The organism is Tolypothrix sp. VBCCA 56010 (assembly GCF_050875635.1).
In the GTDB taxonomy this organism is placed as follows: domain Bacteria; phylum Cyanobacteriota; class Cyanobacteriia; order Cyanobacteriales; family Nostocaceae; genus Hassallia.
The window spans coordinates 1-24758 of record NZ_JBPAOH010000031.1 but is presented as its reverse complement, the minus strand read 5'-3'; the positions used below and the strand labels follow the sequence as shown (position 1 = coordinate 24758).

The window sequence follows — 24758 nt, the reverse complement described above, 5'->3', positions numbered from 1 at the left end:
TTGCTATTACAACAAATTATCAAAACTAAAATTATGGAATTTAACTACGCTTATAAACAAAGTACCGCTGTTAACGAAAGCGGTGGAAACACTCAAATGTCATTTTCTCCAGATACGAAACGTCCCCCGACTTACTTTGTCGGAGAATTGCGGCAAAATGTCGCTTTTCGTGAAGCGATTAGCGCTTTACATGATGTGGTTGTCTCTGATATGCAGTTTAAACCAAAAGACAAAACTGCTTACAAAGAATGGCGTGCTAAACAAGATGAAATTGATTGGCAATTAGTTGCAGCTATGCGTCAAGATGTCGCTGCCAAAATTAAACCCCTACAAGAAGAATTAAATCAGTTAAGTAAGCGCAGTTATGAACGCTTTGCTCCTTATTATAAAGCTAGAGATAAGTTCAGGCGTTATGTTTGGCAAAAGCAATTAGACTTTTATTTTGTCTTCGATCCGGTAATCACAGTTCATCCCGATGAAGTGTTTTTTGAGTGCTTTAGCGTAGATGAATCGAGTTATGGACGCCTGAGTGCAAGTTACGAAGTCTTTAAAAATATTAATGAATTCGCTTGCGGTACAACGAATGTTGATTATTCGGCAGCGTTGTACGATGAGTTTCAGAAAATCCGCAGTTATAAGAGTACTCAATTACAAGTTGATCCTTCTGGGTTTGAAGTTAAAACTACAAACGAAGAAGCTTACAAAGAAGTCAAAATCGATTTACCTGATAGTTGGGTAAGAGGCTTTTTACAAGTTAGTTCGGCGATGTCTTTACCCGCGACGCAGTTCGATTTGCACCCGATGGATATTCATAATATCTGTTTTGTCTTGCGTCGTCATAAAGAGACAACCGGACCGCGCAGTATGCGCTATCATCTGAACCCAGGTGAACCTGTGCGGGTGGTATTTGAACCGTGGAATATTGAAGTAGTTTGTGCGCGATCGCCTTACACTGGAACTCAACCCCAAACAATTCGCGTTTGGGGACGTCGGCGTTTGAACATTTTAGAACGTCTCATCCCCGTTGCCAAAAAGTTCACCGTTCATTTGTTGGGTACGGGTATGCCTTCATTCTACGTCGCCGATTTAGGCGATATGTCCTTTACCCTCGGTTTATCTGGATGGACGGCAAACGATTGGGCGCAATCTGGTAATTTTGATTTAATGGCATCCCGCGCAGACGTTGACGAATGGACGCAAAAGCTCATTTTTGACGCGCTGCGGGAAAATTGGTTAGAAAGTCCCGATCGCCTTGCACAACGCTTAAATTTAAGTCGCACGGCGGTACTGGGTGCTTTAAGTGCATACACGCAAGCTGGACGTGCAATTTACGACTTAAATAAACAAGTTTATCGCGTGCGAGAACTCAGCCGCGAACCCTTACCAATCCAGCGTTTGCGCTTCGCTAACGCACGCGAAGAAAGCGCAACTCGGTTTTTGAGTCAAAATGCAGTGCGCGTAACTTCAGTAAGTGACAATGGCGCGTTGATTTTGCAAGGTAGCGTTAACGACAAAGATAAAACTTTAAATTTATCTTTGACGATTGATAGAGATGAGCGTATAATCGACGCAGAATGTACTTGCAACTGGCATCAGCAAAACAAGCTGTATAAAGGTCCTTGCGAACACATTCTGGCACTGCGAATGCAACACGCTCGTCAGTGCAGATAAATCACGCGCATTTGTTGAGTTGAAACCTTGCAATCTGGGCGATGGTTCGTCGTCCTTGCGTTTAGCCTAATCATACATCACTAGCCTACTCTTGACTGTGCTAGGCATTCGGTACTACCGGACATTCCGGTTTGACTTCTACGAAGTGAATGAGTCCGGTAGTACCGAGCCTAGCTTGAGTTGAGTAGTCTAGTCCAGAGCGATTTACGAAGGGAAACCAACAAAAAATAGCGCGTGATTTTTTATTTTTCACTTATATATATCTTCCACTAATTAGGCTGGCGAATTTTATTCGCGCCTACACATAATAAACTGACCTCTGTGGTAGTGGTCTAAACTACAACAAGAAAGAACGGTATTTTCAGCACGTCTGTTGCACGGGATAATTATTTTAGGGCTGCTGTGTACACAATAGAAAATGATTCAACAACAGGCAATCAAAATTAAAAGAGGCTTTGTGGATCGGTCGTGGGGTCAAGTGCATTACCGGACAGCAGGCAATGGTCCGGCACTAATACTTACCCATAAAACTTACTTTTCTTCTCGTAGTTTTATCAGAGTTATGCCGCTATTAGCTCTTGATTTTCGGGTAATTGTGTTAGATACTCCCGGTCAAGGTGAGTCAGAAAATCCACCTACTCAGTGGACTATTCCCCAGTATGCTACAGATTTATTTGAGGTACTGGACACACTGAAAGTTGAAGATTTTTACTTAGTCGGCAACAGCACCGGCGCTGCAATTGCTTGCGAAGCAGCAGTTATTTGTTCAACTAGAATTAAAAAACTGGTACTTTTTGGAATGCCTCGTTGGAAAGACGAAGCAGCACGTCAAGATTTACGTCAATCACCATTCTTTTATGGACCACCAGAAGTAAAAGAAGATGGCAGCCACTACAGCATTAATTGGCAACGGATAAAATCACTATGTATTGATGAACCCTCTGAATGTTTTGAAATCTATTTTCAAGAAGTGATGTCTCGGCAGGAGCGCACCTACGAGGGGATAGAAGCAGTCTTGAGGTACGATGAAGCAAGCCGTTTAGCACTTATCTCAGTTCCCACTTTACTAATGTGGGCAATGCAAGACACCATGTTTACACCTTTTATTGAGGACACTGCCCGACTTGTTCCACATTCTACCACCAAGGTTCTACACGGCAGCCCCCTGATGTATCTGCGCGATCCTAAACTTTACGCCGAAACCTTGCTAAAGTACCTGCAATCTTAGTTTGTCAAACTTATAATTTTAGGACTTACGCATTGACGTAAAATACAAAGTATACACGGTTTGAAAACCATATTATCGTAGGGGCACAGCATTGCTGTGCCCCTACAACGCGCGTTTAGGTATCATTAAAGAACGATTAATCAAAGCCTAAAACGAACTATTTTCGTGAACGCATATCATGATTAATTTGTACAGTGCGTAAGTCCTAAATTTACCTTCACATCTTCCCAAAATCGGTAAACCGCGAATAAACTGGATACAACTCACGCGCATCTATAAGTTACGCGAAACAACCTTGCAATCTGGGCGATGGTTCGTCGTCCTTGCGCTTAGTCTAACCATACATCACTAGCCTGCTCTCTACTTTGCGGAGCCACCCCCCAGTATTACGGTTTAGTTTTCGTAAAACTAATGACTACGGGGTGCTTGGTGGCTCCGCTGAGTAGAGCAGGCTAGTCCTGAGACCTTTACGAAGGGGTAATTTGCACTTCAGATGCGCGTGATTTTTTCTAGCACTACTGACAACTTAAAAACACAAGGCTAAGGTAGAGACGTGATATTTAGGGTCTCTACAACATCATATATATGTCTGACCAACCACGTACCCGCCAAGAACTATACGATCGCATTCGACAAGTTGGCACAGAGGAATTTATCCTTGAAGAAATGATACGTTATGGTTTTTGGTCTGCACAAGGCGAAATGCCGCAAGATCCAGCAGATGAAATTCGCCGCGCTGGAGAAATTCGCCGCGAATTAAACGAACTGCGGCAAGAAAGTCGAAAATTACAAGATGAACAAGCACTGCGGAAGCGCTTATTAAAGCAACGTCTAGAAGAATCCAAACGCAAGCGTCAAGAAACAAAAGAACGCCGCGAACAAGAACGGCGATCGCGTGCGGAAGTTTGGAAGCAGAAACAGCAGCAGGATATTATCTATCTTGGGGAGGATGTATCTGCTGGATTAAATAACACTCAAGGCAATGAGGAAAGGTTGCATTCGCTAGGTTTACCGTTATGCAACAACGCTGAACAAATTGCCGCTGCGATGGGAATCACTGTAGGAAAACTCCGCTTTTTGGCATTTGACCGCAAAACCTCCACAGTTTCGCACTACATTCGCTTCAGAATGCCGAAAAAGACGGGGGGAGAAAGAATAATTTCCGCACCGATGCCGAATTTAAAACAGGCACAGCACTGGATTTTGGCGAATATTTTGGAAAAGCTGGAACTTCATGACGCTGCACATGGCTTTAGACGCGATCGCTCTATTGTCACCAATGCTACACCCCATGTCGGCGCTGATGTAATTATCAACTTTGATTTAAAGGACTTTTTCCCCTCTATTTCTTATAAACGAGTCAAAGGTTTATTTCACTCCTTCGGCTATTCCGAAGCAGCGGCGACAATTTTTGGCTTGGTGTCTACCGCTGCCGAAGTGGAAACTTTAGAAATTGACGGCAAAACATATTATGTTGCAGTCGATGAACGTCACCTTCCCCAAGGTTCCCCAGCAAGTCCCGCAATTACTAACTTACTCTGTCGCCGCTTAGACCGACGCTTAACAGCGATGGCGGAAAAATTAGGTTTTACTTACACCCGCTACGCCGATGATTTAACCTTTTCCGCCTCTGGAGACAGTCTGCACCATATATGTAATATACTCAAACGCACAGAATCAATTGTTACTCACGAAGGCTTCACCATAAACCCAGAAAAAACCAGAATTTTGCGAAAATCTCGCCAGCAGGAAGTTACGGGAGTAGTGGTAAACGATAAACCCAACGTTGACAACAAAACATTAAAACGCTTTCGCGCTACCCTCTTTCAAATTGAGAAAGACGGTTTAGAAGGAAAGCACTGGGGTAATGCTAATTTAATCGCTGCCATTAATGGCTTTGCCAATTTTGTCGCAATGGTGAATCCAGAAAAAGGTGCGGAGTTTCAACAGCAAGTGGAACGCATCAAAAATAAATATGTTCGCAACGGCAGGAGTTAGACCGATATTAAGAATACCACTCTAGAGGAACTTGGTCTAGATTGGTGGGAGTGGCTATGGTATCATTCATCTCCCAAATTGTATTATCGCCGGTTTGAGTATTGCGCCAGAAGATGTCGGTCTTGCCATCACCGTTAAAATCGCCAATACTAGAACTCCAGGCTGGGTCAACTTTCGGCATAAAAGCAGAAGTATCAATATTTGTACCATCCATCAGCCAAGCAGTATTTTCTCCTGTTACAGAGTTGCGCCAAAAAATGTCAGTCTTGCCATCGCCGTTAAAATCGCCAATGCTAGGATTCCAGTTAGCATCAAGTGTTGTTAGAGTACCTTCATTGATCAAGATGCCATTCATCGTCCAAACTTTGTTTTCTCCAGTTTGAGCATTGCGCCATAAAATGTCAGTATTAGAATCTCCGTTGAAATCGCCAAGGGTATAATTCCAGGATGGGTCGAGTTGGGATAAAGAATACTCACTTTCTTTCGTACCATCCATAAACCAAACTTTATTCTCACCAGTTAGATTATTACGCCACAAGATATCGGTCTTGCGATCGCCATTAAAATCGACTATGCTACGAGTCCAGTTGGCATCAAATGTCGGTAAAAAAGCCGCAGTGGTAACTGTTGTCCCATCCATTATCCAAGCTGCGTTTTCACCAGTTTGAGCATTACGCCACAATATATCAGTCTTACCATCTCCATTAAAATCGGCAATGTCACTACTCCAAGATGGATCAACTTGCAACACAAAAGTATTAGTGGCAATTCTTGTGCCATCCATCAACCAAATAACATTGTCACCAGTTTGACTATTACGCCATAAAATATCACTCTTACCATCGGCGTTAAAATCAGCAATCTTGTAATTCCAAGATGAGTCAGCTTGATCCAAATTACCCGTTTCGGCAACTCTTGTGCCATCCATCAGCCAAACTGAGGTTTCACCCGTTTGAGAGTTGCGCCAAAATTTATCTGTCTTACCATCACCGTTGAAATCGGCAAGAATTGCCGGACTGTTGAAAATTGAATTCGGATTTTCTGCTGCTTGTGCTGATTCTGAGGATTTACCCAAACCTAAAAAATTATTTAAATTAAGCTTTTCTCCCAAATCTTTTACCGATTCAAATGATTTTAATGCACTATCTGTAGAAATTTTTAAGGTTTTTTTAGATTCAAACATGGATTTTTTTCACTAGTTCTCATAACTATTTCTAACTGTTTATTTCTGATTGTTTTGTTAGTTTATAACATCCAAAATTTTTGTTTTGTTCAACTATAGCAATATAGATGCCAAGAAACCCGATTTATTAAAGAAACCGGGTTTTTATTCAAAGATAAAAAACACTGTTGCGACCTTCGATTAAAGTAAAAAAATATGACTTGTATATCCACATGGATATACAAGTCATATTCAGTAATTGAAAATTAGATTCGCAGTCAGGACTGAAGTCCTTAATTTAAGCGTTAAAACGCTTATTACGAATTACATGGTATACCACTCAGGAGGAAGTGCATCCGTAGGAGTCTCAGTTGCATTCGTTCCATCCATTGTCCAAATGGTGTTGTTACCGGTTTGGTAATCGCGCCAGAACACATCACTCTTGCCATCACCGTTGTAATCGCCAATACTAGCTTTTGAGCTTGGGTTAGATTGCGGTAGAGCAGCTTCGCTGCTAACTGTTGTGCCATCCATCAACCAACCAATGTTCTCACCGGATGCCTTGTTGTGCCACAAGATATCAGTCTTGCCATCACCGTTGAAATCGCCAATGCTAGATTCCCAGTTGGCATCAAGCGTTTTTACAGCACCTTCATTAACGAGGACACCATTCATCGTCCAAATTTTGTTTTCTCCGGTTTGAGCATTACGCCACAAAATGTCTGTCTTCAAGTCACCGTTGAAATCGCCAAGGGTAGCAGTCCAAGCTGCATCCTGCGATTGAAGATCAAATGGAGTGGCTTGATCGCCATCCATAAACAAAACTTTGTTTTCTCCGGTTGTCATGTTACGCAAGAAGATATCGCTTTTACCGTTGCCATCAAAATCAACAACGGTAGGAGTAAACGCTGGGTCTGAGTTATCTAAAACAGTTGAAGAAGTGACTGTTGTGCCATCCATCTGCCAAATGGTATTTTCACCGGTTTGGCTGTTATGCCACAAGATATCGGTTTTGCGATCGCCATTGAAATCGCCAATGCTAGAAGTTAACGCTGGGTCAACGTTTTCTAGAGAAGCTGAACTAGCAACTTTTGTCCCATCCATTAGCGCAACGACATTCTCACCCGTATTTTTGTTGTGTAACAAAAAGTCGGTTTTCCCATCACCATTGAAATCGGCAATGTTGTAATTCCATGAGGATATGTCATATGTCCCCAGCGAACCTTTTTCAGTAACTGTTGAACCATCCATCAGCCAAACCTGAGTTTCACCGGTGGCACTATTAACCCAGACTTTATCGGCTTTACCATCACCGTTGAAATCAGGAACAATCGCTGCACTGGTTAGGTAAGGATTAGGATTGGGGTTTGCTGTCGCTAACGGTGATTGTGAGGCTTTCCCCAAGCTCAAAGAAGTATTTAAATCATCTTTGGTCGAAGTATTTGAAGTTATGTCTGTTGTTAATGCACTAGTTGTCGCACTTTGGGGATTTTTAGCTGAAAACATGTTGCTTGTTTATCACGCAGTTTCATAAGTTTTAGCTGCTTTATTCAAGTTAATTCAAGTGTTATTTAAACACTTTTCTGGTTGTTTAATGTTTTATTTACAAGTGTCATGAATTGTCGATTTTACACTATTATATAGTTATAAAAGTTTTAGTAATATATGAACTTTATGTGATTTAGAGTTTGTAAAATACTTATCAAAAAAACCTCTAGCTTAGATATAGCAGTCCTAAATCATTGAAAAACGAGAATCCCGAGAATCCCGGTTTCTTAAAGAAACCGGGATTCTAAGACTTTGTAAATTCAAGTCATGAATAATCGCGCATTCGCGATATATGAAGTCCGTACTTGCCAAGAGTTAAAATAAGTAGGTAGATATAAAGACACAAATCAAACTTAGCTGTGTTGCCAGTTTGACAAAAAAACAATAACTTATATATCTAGGTTTGACTTTGCCCACGTACTTACAACGAGAATTTGAGTTATCAAGTAACCATGCAAGCAGAATATCGGCAGCGTCGCGAACAGTTGATGGCAAAAATTGGCAATGGGACTGCGATATTTCGCAGTGCGCCTGCTTCAGTCATGCACAATGATGTAGAATATGCTTATCGCCAAGATAGCGATTTTTTCTACCTGACTGGTTTTAACGAAGCGCAAGCGGTAGCGGTTTTAGCACCCCATCACCCAGAACACCGCTTTATATTGTTTGTGCAACCGAAGGATAGAGAAAAAGAAGTTTGGAGTGGTTATCGCTGCGGGGTGGATGCAGCAAAGGAAATTTACGGTGCGGATGAAGCTTACCCGATCGCCGAATTAAATGAAAAATTGCCGCAGTATTTAGAAAAAGCCGATCGCCTTTATTATCACTTAGGACGCGATCGCTCTTTCAACGACACTATCCTCAAACATTACCAAAGCTTACTACGCACTTATCCCAAACGCGGTACCGGACCAATCGCGATTGAAGATACTTGCACAATTATCCACGGCATGAGATTGGTAAAAAGTCAAGTAGAATTAGAATTAATGCGAAAAGCTGCCGATATTGCCGTTGAAGCACACAATCACGCAATGGCATTTACGCAACCTGGTCGTTACGAGTATGAAATTCAAGCAGAAATCGAACACATCTTCAGAAAACGAGGTGCGATCGGACCTGCCTATCCTTCAATTGTCGCTTCTGGTGTGAATGCTTGCGTTTTGCACTATATCGAAAATCATCGGCAAATGCAAGATAACGAATTGCTGCTGATTGATGCTGGTTGTGCGTATGGTTATTACAACTCGGATATTACGCGGACATTTCCGGTAGGTGGTAAATTTACGGCTGAACAAAAGACACTGTATGAACTTGTTTTAGAAGCACAGAAACAAGCGATCGCCCAAGTAAAACCAGGCAACCCCTACAAATTAATTCATGATACAGCAGTGCGCGTCCTCACCGAAGGCTTAGTAGAACTCGGCATTCTCTTTGGTGAAATTGACAAATTAATCGAAGAAGAAAAATACAAACCTTATTACATGCACCGCACCGGTCATTGGTTAGGTTTAGATGTCCATGATGTAGGTGTTTACCAACATGGTGACGATAAACCGCAGATATTACAACCAGGTCAAGTCTTAACAGTAGAACCAGGACTTTATATTGTTCCAGACACCAAACTGGCAGAAGACCAACCAGAAACAAACCCCCGTTGGGTTGGTATTGGTATTCGCATCGAGGATGATATATTAGTTACACCCACAGGACATGAAGTGTTGACTGCGGGAGTTCCCAAAGCAGTAGACGAAATAGAAAGATAAAAAATGGGGATGGTACACACCATCCCGGACATAATTTCAGCACTTAGAACTTTTCATTTTGTAATGATTGAGATTTAGTATAAAATGCTACCAAAAATCTGCCTGACTCTCGCTTTTCAAACAATTTTGCAGAAGCATACGATGCAATTTCCTTTTGTAAAAGTGAAAATAATACTTTAGATATATGCCCAAATGAGTATGAAAGCCTTGTCTAACAAGGCTTAAGACGTATTTTCCGGATAAATCTATTATCTTTATAAAAACTTAACATACAATTTACGAAATTTATATAATTCGGTTACAGAATAATGTAACATACTTATGTATGCATGGGTGTTTCTACCGAATCGATGCCGTTTTTCAACAATCAAATAGCATCTTATGACACAATTGGTAAGTAAATTATTGCGTGGGATTGGGGTTTATCCTTACTCAAGTCCACGTAATTTTCACAATGTCAAAGTTCAATCTGCAATAACACAGAACAAAGCAATAAATGCGACTACTGTAAATAAAAGACCAGTTTTTACAGTGTATTTATTGGAACGACGGATAAATTGTATGACTATCCCTGCAATTGTGGAGGCAGTTCAGAGGGCATGTATTGAAGGCAAGAAAATAATTGTAGCAAATTACAATATCCACAGCTTTAACTTATCGATGCAATTGCCGTGGTATTACGAGTTTTTGCAAAGTGTAGAAATTGCTAACTGTGACAGCGTGGGAATATTAAAGGCGATCGCTTATATGGGGTTGGATTTACCCTTAGATTACCGAGCCTCGTACACATTGTTAATGCCCAAAGTCTTGGAAAGTTGCAATAAACATAGGTTTTCAGTATTTTTCCTCGGAGCAAAGCCCGAATATTTACAAACTGCCCTTGAGCGCTTGAGAGTCAAGTATCCGAGTGTTTGCTTTGCTGGACATCACGGCTATTTCGACAAAGAAGACCCAAAGGCAAATCAAGCTGTAATTGAGCAAATCAATCAAGTAAAGCCGAATATTTTGGTTGTAGGGATGGGAATGCCAATTCAAGAATCTTGGGTGCAAAAGCATCGCAGCAGCTTGCAGGTTAATGCCATCATGCTTGGTGGAGCGATTATCGATCGCATGGCTGGAGTAGTCTGTGATTGTCCGCATTTTATATCTAATATGGGTTTTGAGTGGCTCTATCGGCTCACTCGCGAACCAAAACGTTTAGCAGCTCGCTATTTGTTAGGAAATCCAGCTTTTGCATTACATATTGCTTTAGCAATGTCTAATGCATCACCACTACGAGTAGAACTCACGTCAAATGTAGATAGATAATTCGAGTGAAGGTAATATTCATTTTATTGATTCAGCGCTGCACTACATCATCCAATTAGCATGTTCGTTGACTGCATGTGTGTATGTCAAGAAGAAAACATGATTAAAGAGTGAATAATTCCCAGAGAGATATCTTGATTTGTAGAGTATTAATTGTAGCCAAATTGGCGCTAGTGTTCAGTATTTCCTTGTTTAGCTAGAAAGCGATCGCTCATCAAAGCACATAACCCGGGTTATTAAAAAAAGTCACAATCAGTGGTGCAAAAGCTTTTCGCTTCTCACTAATTATGGTGCATTGAAAAAATCAAAGTCAGTGAAAAATAACGTTTTGATGGTATGCGATGCTAGAAAGCCGAGCTACTATGCGAACATCCTTTCAGTCAATGGATATTAAGCTTGCTTAAATGTCAATTTCATTGTCAAGAACTGACTTCATAGCAAGTAAATATTATCGTCTCACTAACTAGATTTTAAGCCATTAATAAAAGCTGATTAGGCAAAATCATGAAAGTTTGTTACTTAATACAGAGTCATAGAAATCCTCAGCAAATTTACCGATTAATTGATATTATTAAAAAATCCAGTCCGGAGGCTCAAGTTATTGTTAGTCATAATTTTTCTTGTTGTGAATTGGATGTGAGAACTTTAGAAAACTCTGGCGTTCAAGTATTAACAGGTAAGGGTGGACGTGGCGATTTTATGCTACTCCAATCTTATCTGGATGCTATCAAATGGTTGATTGATAACCAAATTAACTATGATTGGTTAATTTACCTTTCTGGTCAGGATTATCCCATCAAACCAATATCAAACATTGAGAATTTTTTAGCCGAAACTAATTATGATGGATTTATAGAATATTTTAATATTTTTTCACCCGAAAGCCATTGGAGTATCAAAGAGGCTACAAGCCGTTATTTATTTAGATATAAAAAAATTAATTACCTGACAAAATTACCAAATTGGGTCAAGGAATTACTTACACCAATCAAAATAATAAATTACTTGCAGCCTTTTGTCAGAATAAATTTGGCATATGACATGTTAGGTGTGAGAGCATTATCATTATTGATTAAAGACTTTGTTTTTTATGGAGGTTCATTCTTTACTACTTTATCCAGAAAATGTGTAGAATATTTGCACCAATTTTGTCAAAGCCATCCAGAAGTAGTCAAATATTACAAAGGAGTATGCGTAGCCGATGAATCTTTTTTACAAACAATATTAGTTAATAGTGGATTATTCAATTTATGTAATGATAATAAGCGCTACTATGATTTTTCTCAAAGTCGGAATGGGCATCCCGCAATTTTAACAACAAATGATTATAATGCAATAATACAAAGCGACGCTCACTTTGCAAGAAAATTCGACATATGTAAAGACAGGAGGATTTTAGACCTTTTAGATAAGGAAATTGGGAAAGTTGTATTTTATAGCTAATTTTTGTGGTTTGGAGTTTCAAGGATCTTAATAATGCTTACTACACCAAAGGTTAGTGTTGTAGTCCCCGCTTATAATGTTAGCGGCTACATTCAAGAGACGCTGATATCACTAGAATTACAAACTTTTCCAGACTTTGAGGTATTGGTAGTTGATGATGGTTCTAGCGATGATACCCCAGCTATAGTAAAAAAATTTGAAGAGCGAGACTCACGCTTTCAACTATTGCAGAAATCAAACGGCGGTTTGTCATCTGCACGCAACTATGGCATCCGTCATGCGCGGGGTGAATATATTGCCTTGCTGGATGGAGATGATGTTTACCACAAAGATAAATTAGCAACTCATGTCGCTCAATTAGATAGAGATGCTGATGTTGGAGTGGTTTACAGTGCTTCGCAGACAATTCGCGACGATGGACGACCAACGCTTATTAGCTTGAGTGGCAAACCAGTACATTCAAATTTGATGTTGGCTTTGTTGTGCAAAAATTTCGTCGGACACGGTTCTAATGGAGTGTTTCGCAGATGTTTAGTGGATGAGGTTGGGGAGTTTGACGAAGACTTACGCAGTTGGGAAGATGTCGATTTTTGGTTGCGGATAGCGGCAACGCAGAAATGGGGTTTTTATCGAGAGAAGCGTATTTTATGCTACTATCGCGTTCGTCCTTCCGGATTGTCTTTTAATCTCGTGCAAATGCGGATTTCTGGTGAACAGGTCATTCAGAGTGCTTATCGGCGATCGCCAGAGTTAATAAAACCAATTTTACCAACAGCTTACGCTTATATGTACCGCTATTTGGCGCGGTTGTGCCTTCAGGGTGGGGATATAGAAACAGCGCGTGATTTTATTCACCAAGCTTTGATTTGCGACAAGTCAATTTTTTATCGGGATGTGCGGTCTTTGGTGACTCTCCTATCCGTGTATTTAGCACCCTTGGCAAAAATAGCAGTTAAGCATTCTCTTGGTGAGAGCTAAGTATCCCGAAGCAAAGCTAGAGTATGACAAGCTCAAATAATAAAGTATCCTCAGTGACTCTATTTTTTGACGAGTATTCAACAAAGTTTTTGCGTTTACCAGCATCAAAATCATCAGCAGTTTCTCAAAAATTGCCTAACTAGGCTTCAGATTCCTACAGTGGATAATTAAAAACACGAAATACCCCCAATATGAATTTTGTGAAGGCTATTCAGCATAAAAGTTGGTGAAGTTAATTGACGAAAGTAAATCATCGAGATTTTATGGAACCTTTAGTTAGTGTAGTTATACCAACCTACCGACGACCCCAGTTAGTGAAGCGGGCGGTAAACAGTGCTTTAGCACAGACTCTCAGTGAAATTGAAGTTATTGTCGTGATTGATGGTTCTCATCCAGAAACTCGTGCAGTACTGGCGGAAATTAACGACCACCGACTGAAAATTATTGAATTACCAACAAATCAAGGTTCTTGTGTAGCACGTAATGCTGGAGTAGATGCTGCATTTGCTGTATGGGTAGCATTTTTGGATGACGATGATGAATGGATACCGCAAAAACTTGAATTACAATTAATAACTGCAAAGGCTTCTTCTTTTAAATATCCAATAGTCTCTTCTTATGTAAATGCTTGCACTTTGCGAGAAGATGAAATTTGGCCCCGAAGACAACCAAAAAAATTAGAACACATTAGTGAATATCTATTTGTTCGTAACACTATTTTTCAGGGAGAAGGATTAATACAAACTTCCACTATATTCACAAAAAAAGAACTATTAAAAATATTCCCTTTCAATATATTCATAAAAAAACATCATGACTGGGACTGGTTATTGAAAGTAACAGTAAAAGAAGATGTTGAAATTGATTTTGTTCCCCAAGTCCTATCAATCTGGCACTTAGAAGAAACGCATAAAAGTTTGAGTAGAAGCGGTAGTTGGGAATTTTCGTTTAAATGGATTCAAAGCAACCGAAATTTAGTCACACCACGCGCTTATTCATCTTTCATTTTGGGAGAAGTCAGTTCACGGGCTGCTGCTGCCGGTGACTGGAAAGCATTTTTACCTCTATTGCGCGAAGCTTTTCGATTTGGCAAGCCCAGACCAATGGATGTTTGTTTATGTTTGGGCATGTGGGTATTTCCTACCAATATCAGGCGTAAGTTGCGAAGTCTATTCTATCTACGGAAGCGATTACATGAAGCTAGTTAGCAATCAGAGAACTTGAGGACTAACTAATTATCTGATTATAAATGATGGAAAAAAATTCCTTAATAAAAAATGGATTTTGGGCAAGCTATGGAGCTTTTGCTACACGTTTTCTGGCTTTAGTTAATAACTTGCTACTAGCAAGATTGCTGCTGCCATCAGAATTTGGTGTCATTGGTGTAGCTTATATTTTTTGGTCTTTTGTAAATTTATTTGCCCAAGATACTGCTGCTTCATTCATTGTTTATAAGGGTATCAAAGATAAACGTTATTTAAATACCACTTACACAATTAGTCTTGGCATCGGTTTAGTTTTAGCAGTAGGGCTTATCGCTACATCTCCCTTGATAGCTAATTTTTTTGGCATCCCTGATTTGATTTGGCTTCTAACTGGATTTGCCTTCAATTTGGTGCTGTCTTTCTATCAGTCCGTTTATGTTGGAGTCCTCAGAAGCCAGATGCGGTTTCAAAGCCTGACAAATTTAACCTTAATAGCTTCAATTGCACGAGTTTTTTCTACCGTTGTTAGCGCTCTAATCGGACTAAGCTACTGGTCTTTTTTAATCGGAGATATGATTTCTTGGGTGATAGCTTCGATTCTTGCCCGTCGTGAAGTTAAACAGAATTTTCAGTTACAAATAGACAAAGAAGTTTGTTCAGAAGTACTTTCATACTCCTTAGGTGGTACAGGCTATAGTTTGGGATACTACGTCAATGCTAACTCTGACAATTTCGTAGTTGGAAAACTCTTAGGTACAACCAGCTTGGGTTATTACAATTTAGCTTACCAATTGACAATGGCATTACCTGTAATTTTAAGCCAGGTCGTCAATCAAATTGGAATGTCTGCTTTTACGCAAATGACAGACGATAAACAGCAAGAAAATGCTCTCAAGAATGTAATTGAGCAAATTGCTGTTTTTATTACTCCCATATACGCTTTATTCTTTTTAATCATTGATAAGCAAGCTATTTCTCTAATTTTTGGCGAACAATGGATACCTGTTGCCGCATTAATTCCTTGGTTGTTAGTGTTTGCTTACTTCCGTGTAGTCAACTCTGCTATCAGCTCGATGTTACAAGCCAAAGGTCGTCCGGGAGTTAATGCCAAAGTCAACTTAATAATTGCTCCAGTAGCCGTAATAGGTTTTGTAATTGGAGCAATTCAAGGAAAAATTATTGGAGTCAGTATTTCTGTAGCAATTATATTGGGAATTGGTTGGACATTTTATTGGTGGTGGGTAGGTTGTAAGGCTCTAAAATGGTCAATGATAAAAATTTTACAGCCAAGCTTTATGCCAATTTTCTTCACAGTCATCTTGATGATATGTTTCTCTTATTTACCAATAATTATTAAACCAATTCTTTTTGCAATTGCCTATTTAATTGTAATTCGTATGTTTCAGCCCAAAGATTTTATGAAAATTCAACATGTTACTGAAAAAGCTTTTCTATTTGTGAGGAAAAAAATTCATTTATAATTAATTTTAATCGTTAATAAATCAGGAAATAATTAAAACGATGATATTATAAAATAAGTTTTGAGTGTATTAGTACTAACGCAAAATGACCAGAAAACGAACCGCCAAGTACGCTTTTGTTCGCCTTCGCCCTTGGCGTCTCCGAAGGAGAAGGAGTAAGAGTTGAAGAGAGTTTTTGTGTAAGTCCTGTGTATTTGTGACTTTCGTCTATCGACCTAAAGAATAATTAATTACTATGCCTAAATCTTCGCCTGATATCGCAATTTTTTTACGTTGCCTTTATGGAGGTGGCGCTGAACGAGGAATGCTGAATTTAGCTCGTAATTTTTTACAGCAAAAACTCACAGTTGATATGGTAGTTGTTAAGGAAGAAGGCTCTTTACTAGAACAATTGCCGCCAGGAATTCGACTGATAAATTTAAACGCACAATCAAAGCTTAGTATCCTTCCTAAATTAATTCAATATTTGCAGCGAGAGCGTCCTGTGAGTATGCTGGCAGCGCTACACTATCCTTGCGAGATAGCCATTTTAGCAAAGCGTATTGCTGGGGTATCGACACGTATAGTAGTATCTGAACATAATAATCTTTCTCAAGAAGCAAAACGCATTCCACAACTTTCAGTACGCTTAACACCTTTAGCAGTAAAACTTTTTTACCCTTGGGCAGATGCTATTGTGGCTGTTTCCCAAGGAGTAGCCGAGGACTTAGCCAATGTAACTCACCTACCAAGAAACCGCATTGATTTAATTTACAATCCAGCTGTAACTCCTGAGGTGTTTACAAAGGCAAAAGAACCAGTTAATCACCCGTGGTTTCAACCCGGAGAACCGCCAATCATTCTGGCAGCAGGAAGGTTATATCCACAGAAAGATTATCCTACTTTAATAAATGCCTTTGCCCAAGTGCGGCAAGTACGTCGCAGTCGGTTAGTAATTTTAGGGGAGGGACCAGAAGAAGATAATCTAAATAATTTGATTCGCAAATTAGGTTTAGAAGAGGATGTTGCCATGTTGGGTTTTGCGGATAATCCTTACGCTTACATGGCAAAAGCCGCAGTTTTTGTTTTGTCTTCTGCTTGGGAAGGTTTCGGCAATGTACTTGTAGAAGCATTAGCTGTAGGAACTCCAGTAGTGTCTACAAATTGCGAAAGTGGTCCATCGGAAATATTGGCAAATGGTAAGTATGGTGACTTAACACCAGTTGGCGACTCTAAGGCAATGGCTGAGGCTATTTTAAATGTTCTCGCTGGCAATACCAAGAAAGTAGATTTCAGTTGGCTAAATCAATTTACCTCAGAAACTTGTGCCGAAAAATATCTACAAGTGTTGGGTATACCAACAAAAATATTAGCCTAAAAAACTTCAATAATTTAAAGAATGCTGGAATTTAGCCGCACTAGTAAAATTACCTCCAAACAATCTGAGTTTAAACTGCAAGCGCTATCATTTGCAGAACGGATAATTTACTGGACTATTGTACTCACACCGCTTTGGTGGTTGCTGGGAGTGCAAACTATTGTCTATCCAGTTGTTAGTGCGTTTCTACTAGTTGCAGGTTTTCAACTCGACAAGCTGATTAAAAACTCTTTGCCAATTTGCAATTGGGCATGGTTAGCAATGATTTTAGCTGCACTTTGGACAAATATTTTGGGGTTGGAACAAATAGGCTTCGATCCTTTGAAAACAGCAGCCACATTCTTTACTTTATTCAAGGGCTACTTGATGATATTCGCCTGCATGACTGTACCATTTTGGCATCGCATCAGAGTAAAAGTGATTGTGCGGGCTGTATCTTGGATGGCAATAAGCTATTTAGCACTCCTTGCTATTCAAATGGTAATACTTTTTGCGATCGGTTCTCAAGAACCTTTTTTACCGCCTTTAGCTCGTTTAATTCCGGGTGATAAAGTCAGTTTGATGGTGAAGTTTGCTATCATTCAGCCCTTTTTTGGTATTCCCTTACCTAGGACAGACCTATACACCGCAGACCCTCCTATTTTGGGGGTTTGTGCCCTTTTATGTTTCTTTATTTGCTTGAGTGAAAGTAACCAACGGCTGCGTAAATTTGCTTTAGCAGGATACTTAATTGCTTTGATAATTTCTCAAAGTCGTCTAGCTTGGATATGCTTTCCGTTAGTATTTGTAATTATTGGTTGTTTCCGTAGTGGTTTAGCTCGACAAGGTTCTTTATGGGTAGCGTCTTTTACTTCTTTATTTTGTGCCATTTTCGGTTTAGCTTTACAAGATGTAATTAATACACCCCTAAAAACTTTTAACAGCGCTCGTGCTGACTCATCGAAAGATCGGGAGTATGTTGTTAATGCTACTATTGATGCATGGAAAGAGTCACCTTGGGTAGGGTGGGGAATTGCTGATAAAACAGTGACTTGGGGAAATGGAGCGTTTGAGCTTCCCTTGGGAACATTTTCTTCCTACGCCCAAGTACTTTACGTACACGGAATATTTGGCTTTGTTTTTTTTATTACAGCACTAATTTCAACTGCGTGTAGCTTTTGGGAACCTGCTATGCGGGGAAACCGCATTTGCCAACGGGCATTTGCGAGCTTAATAGCTTTATATATATTGTGTCAAGCGACTACGTTGACTTGGATGGCGATTTATTTTTGGTTCTTTTTTGTTTGGTTGGGGGCTATTCTCGCACAAGTAAGGCAACAGAAGTTAAATATTATCAGTTGGGAACAACTTTCAGTATAAAAGGCTTGAAAAGAAAATTTGTTCATCGAGATTTTGCATCTATCCGAAGTGGTATGTTTTGATAAATTAAGAATTTGGTATTAGTTTTATGGCTAAAATAGCAGCGATCGCCATCAGGCATTGGAAGCCCCTAATATTGTGGAACATACTAGTATTGGGAGTAACTGTTGCCACCGCTATGTTTTTGCCCCGTGTTTGGACGGCAACAACACAGTTTACAGTTAATGGAGCAAGTGGCAATTTAGATGCCAATTTAGGCATTTTGGGTTCCTTGAAAAATGGTACTTCTGATATTTCTGCGACTGGTGGGAACAGTCAATTGAATATGCAGCAGAGTATTCTCAACAGCGATACTTTGATGGAAAGGGTGCTGGCAAAAGACCCAGAAAAAGCTCAATTCAAAAGATTAGCTGATTACAAGAAGCTATTTGAAGTTTCATTCGCAGAAACTTCGAGTATCCTTTCTATCAGCATCAACGGTTCTAGCCCAGAATTGGCAAAAGTACGCGCAAATAATCTCACAAATTTGTTTCAGCAGCGACTCAACGAACTGCGTCAAACAAACCGTTCATCTAAAAGACAGTTAAACAAAAAAGAATTAGCAGACGCGAAAAATAATTTGATTTTGGCACAACAAGCTTTAGCCAGGTTTAAGCAGTCTACCGGACTAGTTGACGCTGAAGAGCAAACAAAAGCAATAGTTAGTACCATTGATAGTTTAACTAAAGCTCAATTACAGGCACAGTCCCAAGCTGAATACAGTCAAAATCGGGTTGCTACTTTATCAAATCGTCTGCGAATGTCACCAAATCAAGCTATTAGCTCTTTGAGTTTGGGTGAAAATAAAGATTACCAATTTCTTAAAGCCAAACTATCAGAAGTAGAAGCTGATTTAGTGCGGCAAAGTACTAAATATACTGATGACCATCCTGTTGTTAAACAACTTTTGCAACAAAAGCAAGCATTATTGAGCCAGATACAAAGCCAAGTTAACCAAACTGCTGCTGGTTCGTCTATCGACACCACACTCAACAGTCAAGGAGAAGGACGTGCCAGTTTAGTCGAACAGTTAATTTTGGCAGAAACAGAAGCTAAGGGTCAGCAACGTCTCGCTGAACAAATACAAAGTCAACTAAACCAGCTCAAAGCTAATTTAAATTCTATACCCGGTCAACAAGAACGGTTAGCTGAACTTCAACGCAGTGTCGATGTAGCAGAGGGTGTTTATAAAGGTTTAGTTGCCCAAGTGCAGCAAACTAATATTGATGTCTTTGATGTTTATCCCAATGTGGAAATATTAGATGCAGCCAGAGTTGATAGCAAGCCTGTTTCTCCCAAGTTATCGTTAATAGTCTTGAATGCTTTACTGGCAGGAATAATTGGCAGCATTGCCCTATTATTACTGCTAGAAAGACGCAACCCGCTGTTGAGTCCTCAAGACTTACAATATATGAAGTTCCCGATAGTTGTCTCTATCCCTCGAATCAAAGATACCGAACTTAAATCAAAACTAGATGATAGAAAGGTCAACTTCTTTCAACGTCTTGCTTCCACAATCAGCTTGCAACCTCTAAATAACCGCCATTTATTGATTACCAGTGCAATGGAAGGTGAAGGTAAAACAACTGTTACCTTGGGGTTAGCAAGGGCATTAGTAGATTTAGGTTTTCGGGTACTAATGGTGGATGGAGATTTTTTCCAGGCAGAACTTACTCACAAATTAGGTTACACTAAAGAGCTTAACAGTACTTTAACGCCCATTTCCATAGAACGCAATCTACATTTATTGCCTGCCATCCCACAACGCGGCAAAATTCTGGAGATGATATCCGGGGGACGTTTTCAACAAGCGCTGGCAGATGCCAAATCGCATGATGAGTATGATTATGTTCTAGTTGATACTGCTCCTGTAAGTTCCACAACTGCTACAGCATTAATGACAGCCCAAATTCCCAATGTATTGTTTGTTGTCCGACCGAGTATAAGTCATAGTAGCTTGGTTCGTGATAGCCTCGAACAATTGATCCAACATCAGGCATCAATTTTAGCTTTGGTAGTTAATGACGTGGAAACTACAGCTAAACCTTACACGCATCGCTTGCATGATGTCGTGATAAATGAATAAGCATTATGCGACGAAGAGACGTTTTGATGGGAGTATCAAGTGCCGCAGCAGTATCGCTATGGCATACAATCTTCCAGCTACACCAAAATACAAAATCAGTCCGAGTCAGTGTGGATTGGCAAACATCAATAGCTAAATCCACAGTCAACACCTTTGGTTCTAATGATTATGAAATTACCACACCCGAACGTGCGCGAGACTCTGCATACCAAAAATTATTATCTGAGTTAAATATCAAATTAATTCGCATCCATCATGCTGAATTGAGCGATCGCTGGTCGAATGCAGCGACTAAAACCTGGGATATAGCCAAAATTAAAGCAGGTTACGATGCATCCTATCCCCAAAAACCCATTATTATTCAAAATATCCCCACTTGGGCTAAGTGGATGCGAAAAACTCCAGATGGTCTGCTACACCCTGAAGAATATGACAACTATGCAGCTTTTTGTGCAGAGTTGGTGGTAATTCTCAATCAACGTCTATCTCGCAACATAGTGTATTGGGAACCATTTAACGAACAAGATGTGCGCTATCACAAAGCAGGAAAGCTTGACGAACTATGGCGTATATATAACAAAGTTGCTCAAGCAATGAAAGCCAAAGACCCTAAAATTAAAATTGGCGGTCCCGTCCTCACTTGGGATGAATCAAGCCGACTCGCATCATTTCTGCAAAGTTGCGCTTCTAATGTAGACTTTATCTCTTGGCATCGTTATGCCAGCGGTGATGCTAATGACTCCACCGATAAAATCATGGCTTACACGCCCAATTACGGTCAACAAGTGCGAGAATTCCGGGCAATTACCAAAAAATATATTCCCCAGCGTCATATACCCTTATTACTAGGCGAATACAACATTAACTACTCTTGGGAATCGGGTGAAAAGCGTCAAAATACTTATATTGGGGCAGTTTGGTTTGCTTCCGTACTCAAACATCTAGCAGAAGCGGGTGTAGATATGGCAACCTCCTGGCATCTCAAAGACGGAATTTACGGCATGATTGACTCAGAAAATCGTTTGCGACCCGCCGCGACTGTATTTGCCTGGGGAGTAAAGTATTTAACAGGTACAGTCATGCAGACAAAAAGCGATCGCTCCAGTGTAGAAGCAATGGCAGTCATAAATGCTGACGGAAGACGTTCTTTATTGTTAATCAACAAATCAGCTAAACCTGCCGAACTTATTTTAACAGGTATGTCAAAAATCAAACTCCCGAATATTTTGCCTATTTTTTACCTAAATGCAGATGGAGTACAAAATACTAGCATCACTCAACAATTGTTGTTGGGAAAAGCTTTTAATTTAAAAGCCTATTCTCTGGCTTTAGTTCGTTTATCTGGTTAATTTATAGGTAGTAAGGGCTGAAGCCCTTAAAACCGAAGATATGAGCGGTGAGCCAGCGCGGTCTTGGGGAGGCAGTGCGTTGGGCGGCTTCGCCGACTTGAAGCATCTGCCGTGGTTTCCCCCATGAGCGACTGGCGAACCCGAAGGGTAAACCGCTCACTACAGAATTTTTAAGAACACCCTTCGACAAATTCCACTTCCGGCAGTTTACCCGATCGCAACTGAGTAACACGCTTGCCATCAGTCTCAAATATTAAGCGATAATTACCATAAGCGCGGTCTTTCGGTATCAAAGTCAGATAATGTCCACCTTGCACGTATTTATGAGGTGTTACCGTAATTTGTCCTGGGTAGAGAGATTTAATCTGCGCTTCTGTATCCCCAATACGCGCACCGCTGAAAGTAGCAACACGACTATTTTTATACACATCCACCCTAGAAATGCGACCCCCTGTCACCATAAACCCAATATTTTGCGGTTCCCCTTGCGGCTTCACATAGTAACAACTATTATTATTAGGCGAATCGTCAACTAATTTTGTACCAGCAGCTCTTGTTGCTTCTTTCACAGTCATTCCCACTCGCACTGTTCCCATACCGTTGAGAGTTAGTTTCGATTGGTTTGTCAGTTTCGCTTGCGCTAAAACAGTCCCGACAGTCAAAGAAGAAAACGCAACTGTTGCCGTAATTAAAGTTAATAATTTATGTTTGCTATTCATTTTATATAAATAAAAATGGGTATGCTTTTATCTACACTTACCATCTTCATTATTTCGGATTTTCACTCTGTAAGTTTTGCGAAACTCAGCTATCACTTCAATCAAACCCACAATATTGCGATTGAACTTTGGCAAATCTTCCGCAGGTATCCAATATTCCTGATGCATCAAAGCTCCTACGGTTTTCACTGAATAGCGACTTAAAAAATCTGCCTTCACTTGAAAGCGCGTTACATAGCCAATGCCTGTATCATTGGTTGCTGCATTCCAATCGCAGGCAATTTGTACAGCGTATTCTTCGTTAAGTACTGGGTAAAAAATTGGCTGTTCTGGTAGTCGCGGTGGAAACTCTCGATAACCGCTTTCTCGAATCAAAGCCAGTTCGTTTGCTCCCGTAGGACGGTACAGAGTCATAGTTTCTGCATCGAAGTTAGATAAAGGTTCTCGCGCTTGCAACCACTCTGTCGGGATGCTTTTTACACCAGCAGACAGCGCGACAATACCGCCGACAATGGCGCAAGTGGTATCTCTATCCCCCAATCCGCTCACAGTTAACCACAGTGCTTCTTCGTAGTTATTGAGGTGTTGAGCAGCACACCACAAAGCAAAAGGAACCGTATCTTGTGCAGAGATATTAGTACCATTTCCTAGTATAGCAGCGGCTGATTTCATAAGTGTTTTTTCGGATAAATCACGAGCGTGGCGTATCTTTGACTTTACCTCACTTTCTGGAACATAAGGCAAAATAAAGTTGAGAAATTCTTCTTTGCTAGGTAAAGAATCTCGTAATCGCCAAGCCAAAGCTGCTGCGATCGCTACAGCAATAGCGCCGGCGATCGCTTCCGGATGAGTATGAGTAATTTCCGCACTTTTCTTTGCTTGCGTGACAACCAAATTTAAATCTTCAGCAAAATATCCTCCCACAGGTGCAACCCGCATCGCTGCACCATTCCCATAAGAACCTTGTCCGGCAAACAAACTACTGGCTACTTTTTGCAGAGAGGGATGAGGCGAGCATTGTTTGTTACCAGCATTTATGTAACAGCAAATTTTGTATTATTGATGTAATATAACAAAAGTACCCGACGACTAAAAGATACTGTTGGCGAATTGCTCCGGGGTCTAACCTCTCTCACTTGAAGAGCGATCGCTCTTCAATCAGAATAGACCTGCCTTGAAAGTCCACTAGTCCTGAGTGGCACAGCATAGACTTTCATGATTACCAGCCTTGAAAATAAAACAGCCCCTTGTAGGTAGCACAAGAAAAGGGATGATGAGATGCCGCTTTGTAAAACCTACTCAAATCTATTCATTGAGACTTGAATAAGCTTTACTTCTGTGCTTCTGCTAAGGAAGTCGGCTACTTGTTGTCCACGGAAAGTAAATTCGGGAGCAGCCTCTTCCCTGAAACGGGAGACTATAGAGGGGTGAGGGGGGAAGACAGAGGAGCAGCTTTTATTTACTAAATTAAGATTTTTGCACTCTTGTATAATGTAAGCTACTCGATTTCAATTGAGTTATTGTTCCAGCGAACTTGATACACTGGTGAAATTGCTAACGTCATCCGTCTGTGATACCATCCATACGCTATAAATTCTTCTGGATTATCCAATGCTGAAAAAAAGTTTATTCCATACATTCCAGTTTTATCGCTACCTTTAACAACAGGTTTTTCATTTACAGGTTTAAAGGGACCAGTAATATGATCGGAAACATAGCAGTACAGTGATGAATTGGTGATCTGCTCTTGACCCACTTTTTCTATCCATTTGGGGTTTAGCCACTTAGTCCAACACGAGAAAAACAAATGATATTTGCCATTTTTATAAATCACCTGCGGTCGTTCCATTTCATAATAAGCCGATTCTTTTGTTCCCTCGACAACGGATATAGCAGCTGGAGGTAGTAGTTCGTAAGGTCCAGTAATTTTGTCTGCTACTGCCACACCAACACATCCCCGAAATTTTCCTTCTCCTCCTTCCTTTAAAAACGCACAAATGCTCCTTATACCATTTGGTTTTAAACGTGCTACATTTATTCCCAGAGCATTGTATAAAGTTTTTC

20 protein-coding genes are annotated in these 24758 nt (G+C 40.3%); 13 read left to right on the top strand and 7 right to left on the bottom strand.

Annotation, left to right across the window (positions count from 1 at the left end):
- The first annotated feature begins 33 nt into the window (after positions 1-33).
- Positions 34-1671 (top strand): SWIM zinc finger family protein, encoded by a 1638-nt coding sequence (locus AABK37_RS13260; RefSeq protein WP_432552032.1) that lies wholly within the window; start codon positions 34-36, stop codon positions 1669-1671.
- Between the two features lie 100 nt (positions 1672-1771).
- Here the strand turns inward: AABK37_RS13260 and AABK37_RS13255 are convergent, their stop codons facing one another.
- Positions 1772-1924, bottom strand: a complete 153-nt coding sequence (locus AABK37_RS13255; protein ID WP_432552031.1) for a hypothetical protein — start codon at positions 1922-1924, stop codon at positions 1772-1774.
- 165 nt (positions 1925-2089) lie between these two features.
- On the opposite strand from AABK37_RS13255, the gene AABK37_RS13250 reads away from it, so the two are divergent.
- Positions 2090-2899: an alpha/beta fold hydrolase gene (locus AABK37_RS13250; RefSeq protein WP_432552030.1), complete on the top strand. Its 810-nt coding sequence runs from the start codon at positions 2090-2092 to the stop codon at positions 2897-2899.
- Positions 2900-3484: 585 nt separating this feature from the next.
- A complete protein-coding gene (locus tag AABK37_RS13245; RefSeq protein WP_432552029.1) occupies positions 3485-4897 on the top strand; it encodes a reverse transcriptase family protein in 1413 nt (470 codons plus the stop codon).
- A gap of 7 nt (positions 4898-4904) precedes the next feature.
- On the opposite strand, the gene AABK37_RS13240 is transcribed toward AABK37_RS13245, so the two are convergent.
- Both AABK37_RS13240 and AABK37_RS13235 read right to left on the bottom strand, forming a co-directional pair.
- Positions 4905-6080 carry an FG-GAP repeat domain-containing protein gene (locus AABK37_RS13240; protein WP_432552028.1) on the bottom strand — a complete coding sequence of 392 codons (1176 nt, stop codon included), beginning with the start codon at positions 6078-6080 and terminating at the stop codon, positions 4905-4907.
- A 303-nt stretch (positions 6081-6383) separates the two neighbouring features.
- Positions 6384-7565, bottom strand: a complete 1182-nt coding sequence (locus AABK37_RS13235) for an FG-GAP repeat domain-containing protein (RefSeq protein WP_432552027.1) — start codon at positions 7563-7565, stop codon at positions 6384-6386.
- 494 nt (positions 7566-8059) lie between these two features.
- Between AABK37_RS13235 and AABK37_RS13230 the strand changes: the two genes are divergently transcribed.
- The 10 genes from AABK37_RS13230 to AABK37_RS13185 all read left to right on the top strand — a co-directional run bounded on the left by AABK37_RS13230 (position 8060) and on the right by AABK37_RS13185 (position 21975).
- Positions 8060-9370 carry an aminopeptidase P N-terminal domain-containing protein gene (locus tag AABK37_RS13230; RefSeq protein WP_432552073.1) on the top strand — a complete coding sequence of 437 codons (1311 nt, stop codon included), beginning with the start codon at positions 8060-8062 and terminating at the stop codon, positions 9368-9370.
- Positions 9371-9931: 561 nt separating this feature from the next.
- Positions 9932-10678 carry a WecB/TagA/CpsF family glycosyltransferase gene (locus AABK37_RS13225; protein WP_432552026.1) on the top strand — a complete coding sequence of 249 codons (747 nt, stop codon included), beginning with the start codon at positions 9932-9934 and terminating at the stop codon, positions 10676-10678.
- Positions 10679-11182: 504 nt separating this feature from the next.
- Positions 11183-12121 carry a beta-1,6-N-acetylglucosaminyltransferase gene (locus tag AABK37_RS13220; RefSeq protein ID WP_432552025.1) on the top strand — a complete coding sequence of 313 codons (939 nt, stop codon included), beginning with the start codon at positions 11183-11185 and terminating at the stop codon, positions 12119-12121.
- A gap of 33 nt (positions 12122-12154) precedes the next feature.
- Entirely contained in the window at positions 12155-13099 is a 945-nt protein-coding gene (locus AABK37_RS13215; protein WP_432552024.1) for a glycosyltransferase family 2 protein, read from the top strand.
- Between the two features lie 236 nt (positions 13100-13335).
- The gene (locus tag AABK37_RS13210; protein ID WP_432552023.1) at positions 13336-14307 is read left to right on the top strand and encodes a glycosyltransferase family 2 protein; all 972 of its coding nucleotides are present in this window, start codon (positions 13336-13338) and stop codon (positions 14305-14307) included.
- A 41-nt stretch (positions 14308-14348) separates the two neighbouring features.
- Positions 14349-15785, top strand: a complete 1437-nt coding sequence (locus AABK37_RS13205) for an oligosaccharide flippase family protein (protein ID WP_432552022.1) — start codon at positions 14349-14351, stop codon at positions 15783-15785.
- Positions 15786-16020: 235 nt separating this feature from the next.
- Positions 16021-17142, top strand: a complete 1122-nt coding sequence (locus AABK37_RS13200; protein ID WP_432552021.1) for a glycosyltransferase — start codon at positions 16021-16023, stop codon at positions 17140-17142.
- Positions 17143-17163: 21 nt separating this feature from the next.
- Positions 17164-18501 carry an O-antigen ligase family protein gene (locus AABK37_RS13195; protein ID WP_432552020.1) on the top strand — a complete coding sequence of 446 codons (1338 nt, stop codon included), beginning with the start codon at positions 17164-17166 and terminating at the stop codon, positions 18499-18501.
- An 88-nt stretch (positions 18502-18589) separates the two neighbouring features.
- On the top strand, positions 18590-20626 hold the full coding sequence (locus AABK37_RS13190; protein WP_432552019.1) for a GumC family protein: 2037 nt from the start codon (positions 18590-18592) through the stop codon (positions 20624-20626).
- A gap of 5 nt (positions 20627-20631) precedes the next feature.
- Positions 20632-21975: a GH39 family glycosyl hydrolase gene (locus AABK37_RS13185; protein WP_432552018.1), complete on the top strand. Its 1344-nt coding sequence runs from the start codon at positions 20632-20634 to the stop codon at positions 21973-21975.
- Between the two features lies 1 nt (position 21976).
- On the opposite strand, the gene AABK37_RS13180 is transcribed toward AABK37_RS13185, so the two are convergent.
- From AABK37_RS13180 to AABK37_RS13165, 4 genes are all read right to left on the bottom strand, one after another.
- On the bottom strand, positions 21977-22135 hold the full coding sequence (locus tag AABK37_RS13180) for a hypothetical protein (protein ID WP_432552017.1): 159 nt from the start codon (positions 22133-22135) through the stop codon (positions 21977-21979).
- Between the two features lie 10 nt (positions 22136-22145).
- A complete protein-coding gene (locus AABK37_RS13175) occupies positions 22146-22694 on the bottom strand; it encodes a hypothetical protein (protein ID WP_432552016.1) in 549 nt (182 codons plus the stop codon).
- A 27-nt stretch (positions 22695-22721) separates the two neighbouring features.
- Positions 22722-23672 (bottom strand): ADP-ribosylglycohydrolase family protein, encoded by a 951-nt coding sequence (locus AABK37_RS13170; protein WP_432552015.1) that lies wholly within the window; start codon positions 23670-23672, stop codon positions 22722-22724.
- Between the two features lie 520 nt (positions 23673-24192).
- The coding region (locus AABK37_RS13165; protein ID WP_432552014.1) for a glycoside hydrolase family 68 protein at positions 24193-24758 on the bottom strand (566 nt) is incomplete at its 5' end.

Excerpts from the sequence above, each read along its gene's own strand:
- AABK37_RS13260 (WP_432552032.1), top strand. The coding sequence starts at position 34 with ATGGAATTTAACTACGCTTATAAACAAAGTACCGCTGTTAACGAAAGC.
- AABK37_RS13250 (WP_432552030.1), top strand. The coding sequence starts at position 2,090 with ATGATTCAACAACAGGCAATCAAAATTAAAAGAGGCTTTGTGGATCGG.
- AABK37_RS13245 (WP_432552029.1), top strand. The coding sequence starts at position 3,485 with ATGTCTGACCAACCACGTACCCGCCAAGAACTATACGATCGCATTCGA.
- AABK37_RS13240 (WP_432552028.1), bottom strand. The coding sequence starts at position 6,080 with ATGTTTGAATCTAAAAAAACCTTAAAAATTTCTACAGATAGTGCATTA.
- AABK37_RS13235 (WP_432552027.1), bottom strand. The coding sequence starts at position 7,565 with ATGTTTTCAGCTAAAAATCCCCAAAGTGCGACAACTAGTGCATTAACA.
- AABK37_RS13230 (WP_432552073.1), top strand. The coding sequence starts at position 8,060 with ATGCAAGCAGAATATCGGCAGCGTCGCGAACAGTTGATGGCAAAAATT.
- AABK37_RS13225 (WP_432552026.1), top strand. The coding sequence starts at position 9,932 with ATGACTATCCCTGCAATTGTGGAGGCAGTTCAGAGGGCATGTATTGAA.
- AABK37_RS13220 (WP_432552025.1), top strand. The coding sequence starts at position 11,183 with ATGAAAGTTTGTTACTTAATACAGAGTCATAGAAATCCTCAGCAAATT.
- AABK37_RS13215 (WP_432552024.1), top strand. The coding sequence starts at position 12,155 with ATGCTTACTACACCAAAGGTTAGTGTTGTAGTCCCCGCTTATAATGTT.
- AABK37_RS13205 (WP_432552022.1), top strand. The coding sequence starts at position 14,349 with ATGATGGAAAAAAATTCCTTAATAAAAAATGGATTTTGGGCAAGCTAT.
- AABK37_RS13200 (WP_432552021.1), top strand. The coding sequence starts at position 16,021 with ATGCCTAAATCTTCGCCTGATATCGCAATTTTTTTACGTTGCCTTTAT.
- AABK37_RS13195 (WP_432552020.1), top strand. The coding sequence starts at position 17,164 with ATGCTGGAATTTAGCCGCACTAGTAAAATTACCTCCAAACAATCTGAG.
- AABK37_RS13190 (WP_432552019.1), top strand. The coding sequence starts at position 18,590 with ATGGCTAAAATAGCAGCGATCGCCATCAGGCATTGGAAGCCCCTAATA.
- AABK37_RS13185 (WP_432552018.1), top strand. The coding sequence starts at position 20,632 with ATGCGACGAAGAGACGTTTTGATGGGAGTATCAAGTGCCGCAGCAGTA.
- AABK37_RS13175 (WP_432552016.1), bottom strand. The coding sequence starts at position 22,694 with ATGAATAGCAAACATAAATTATTAACTTTAATTACGGCAACAGTTGCG.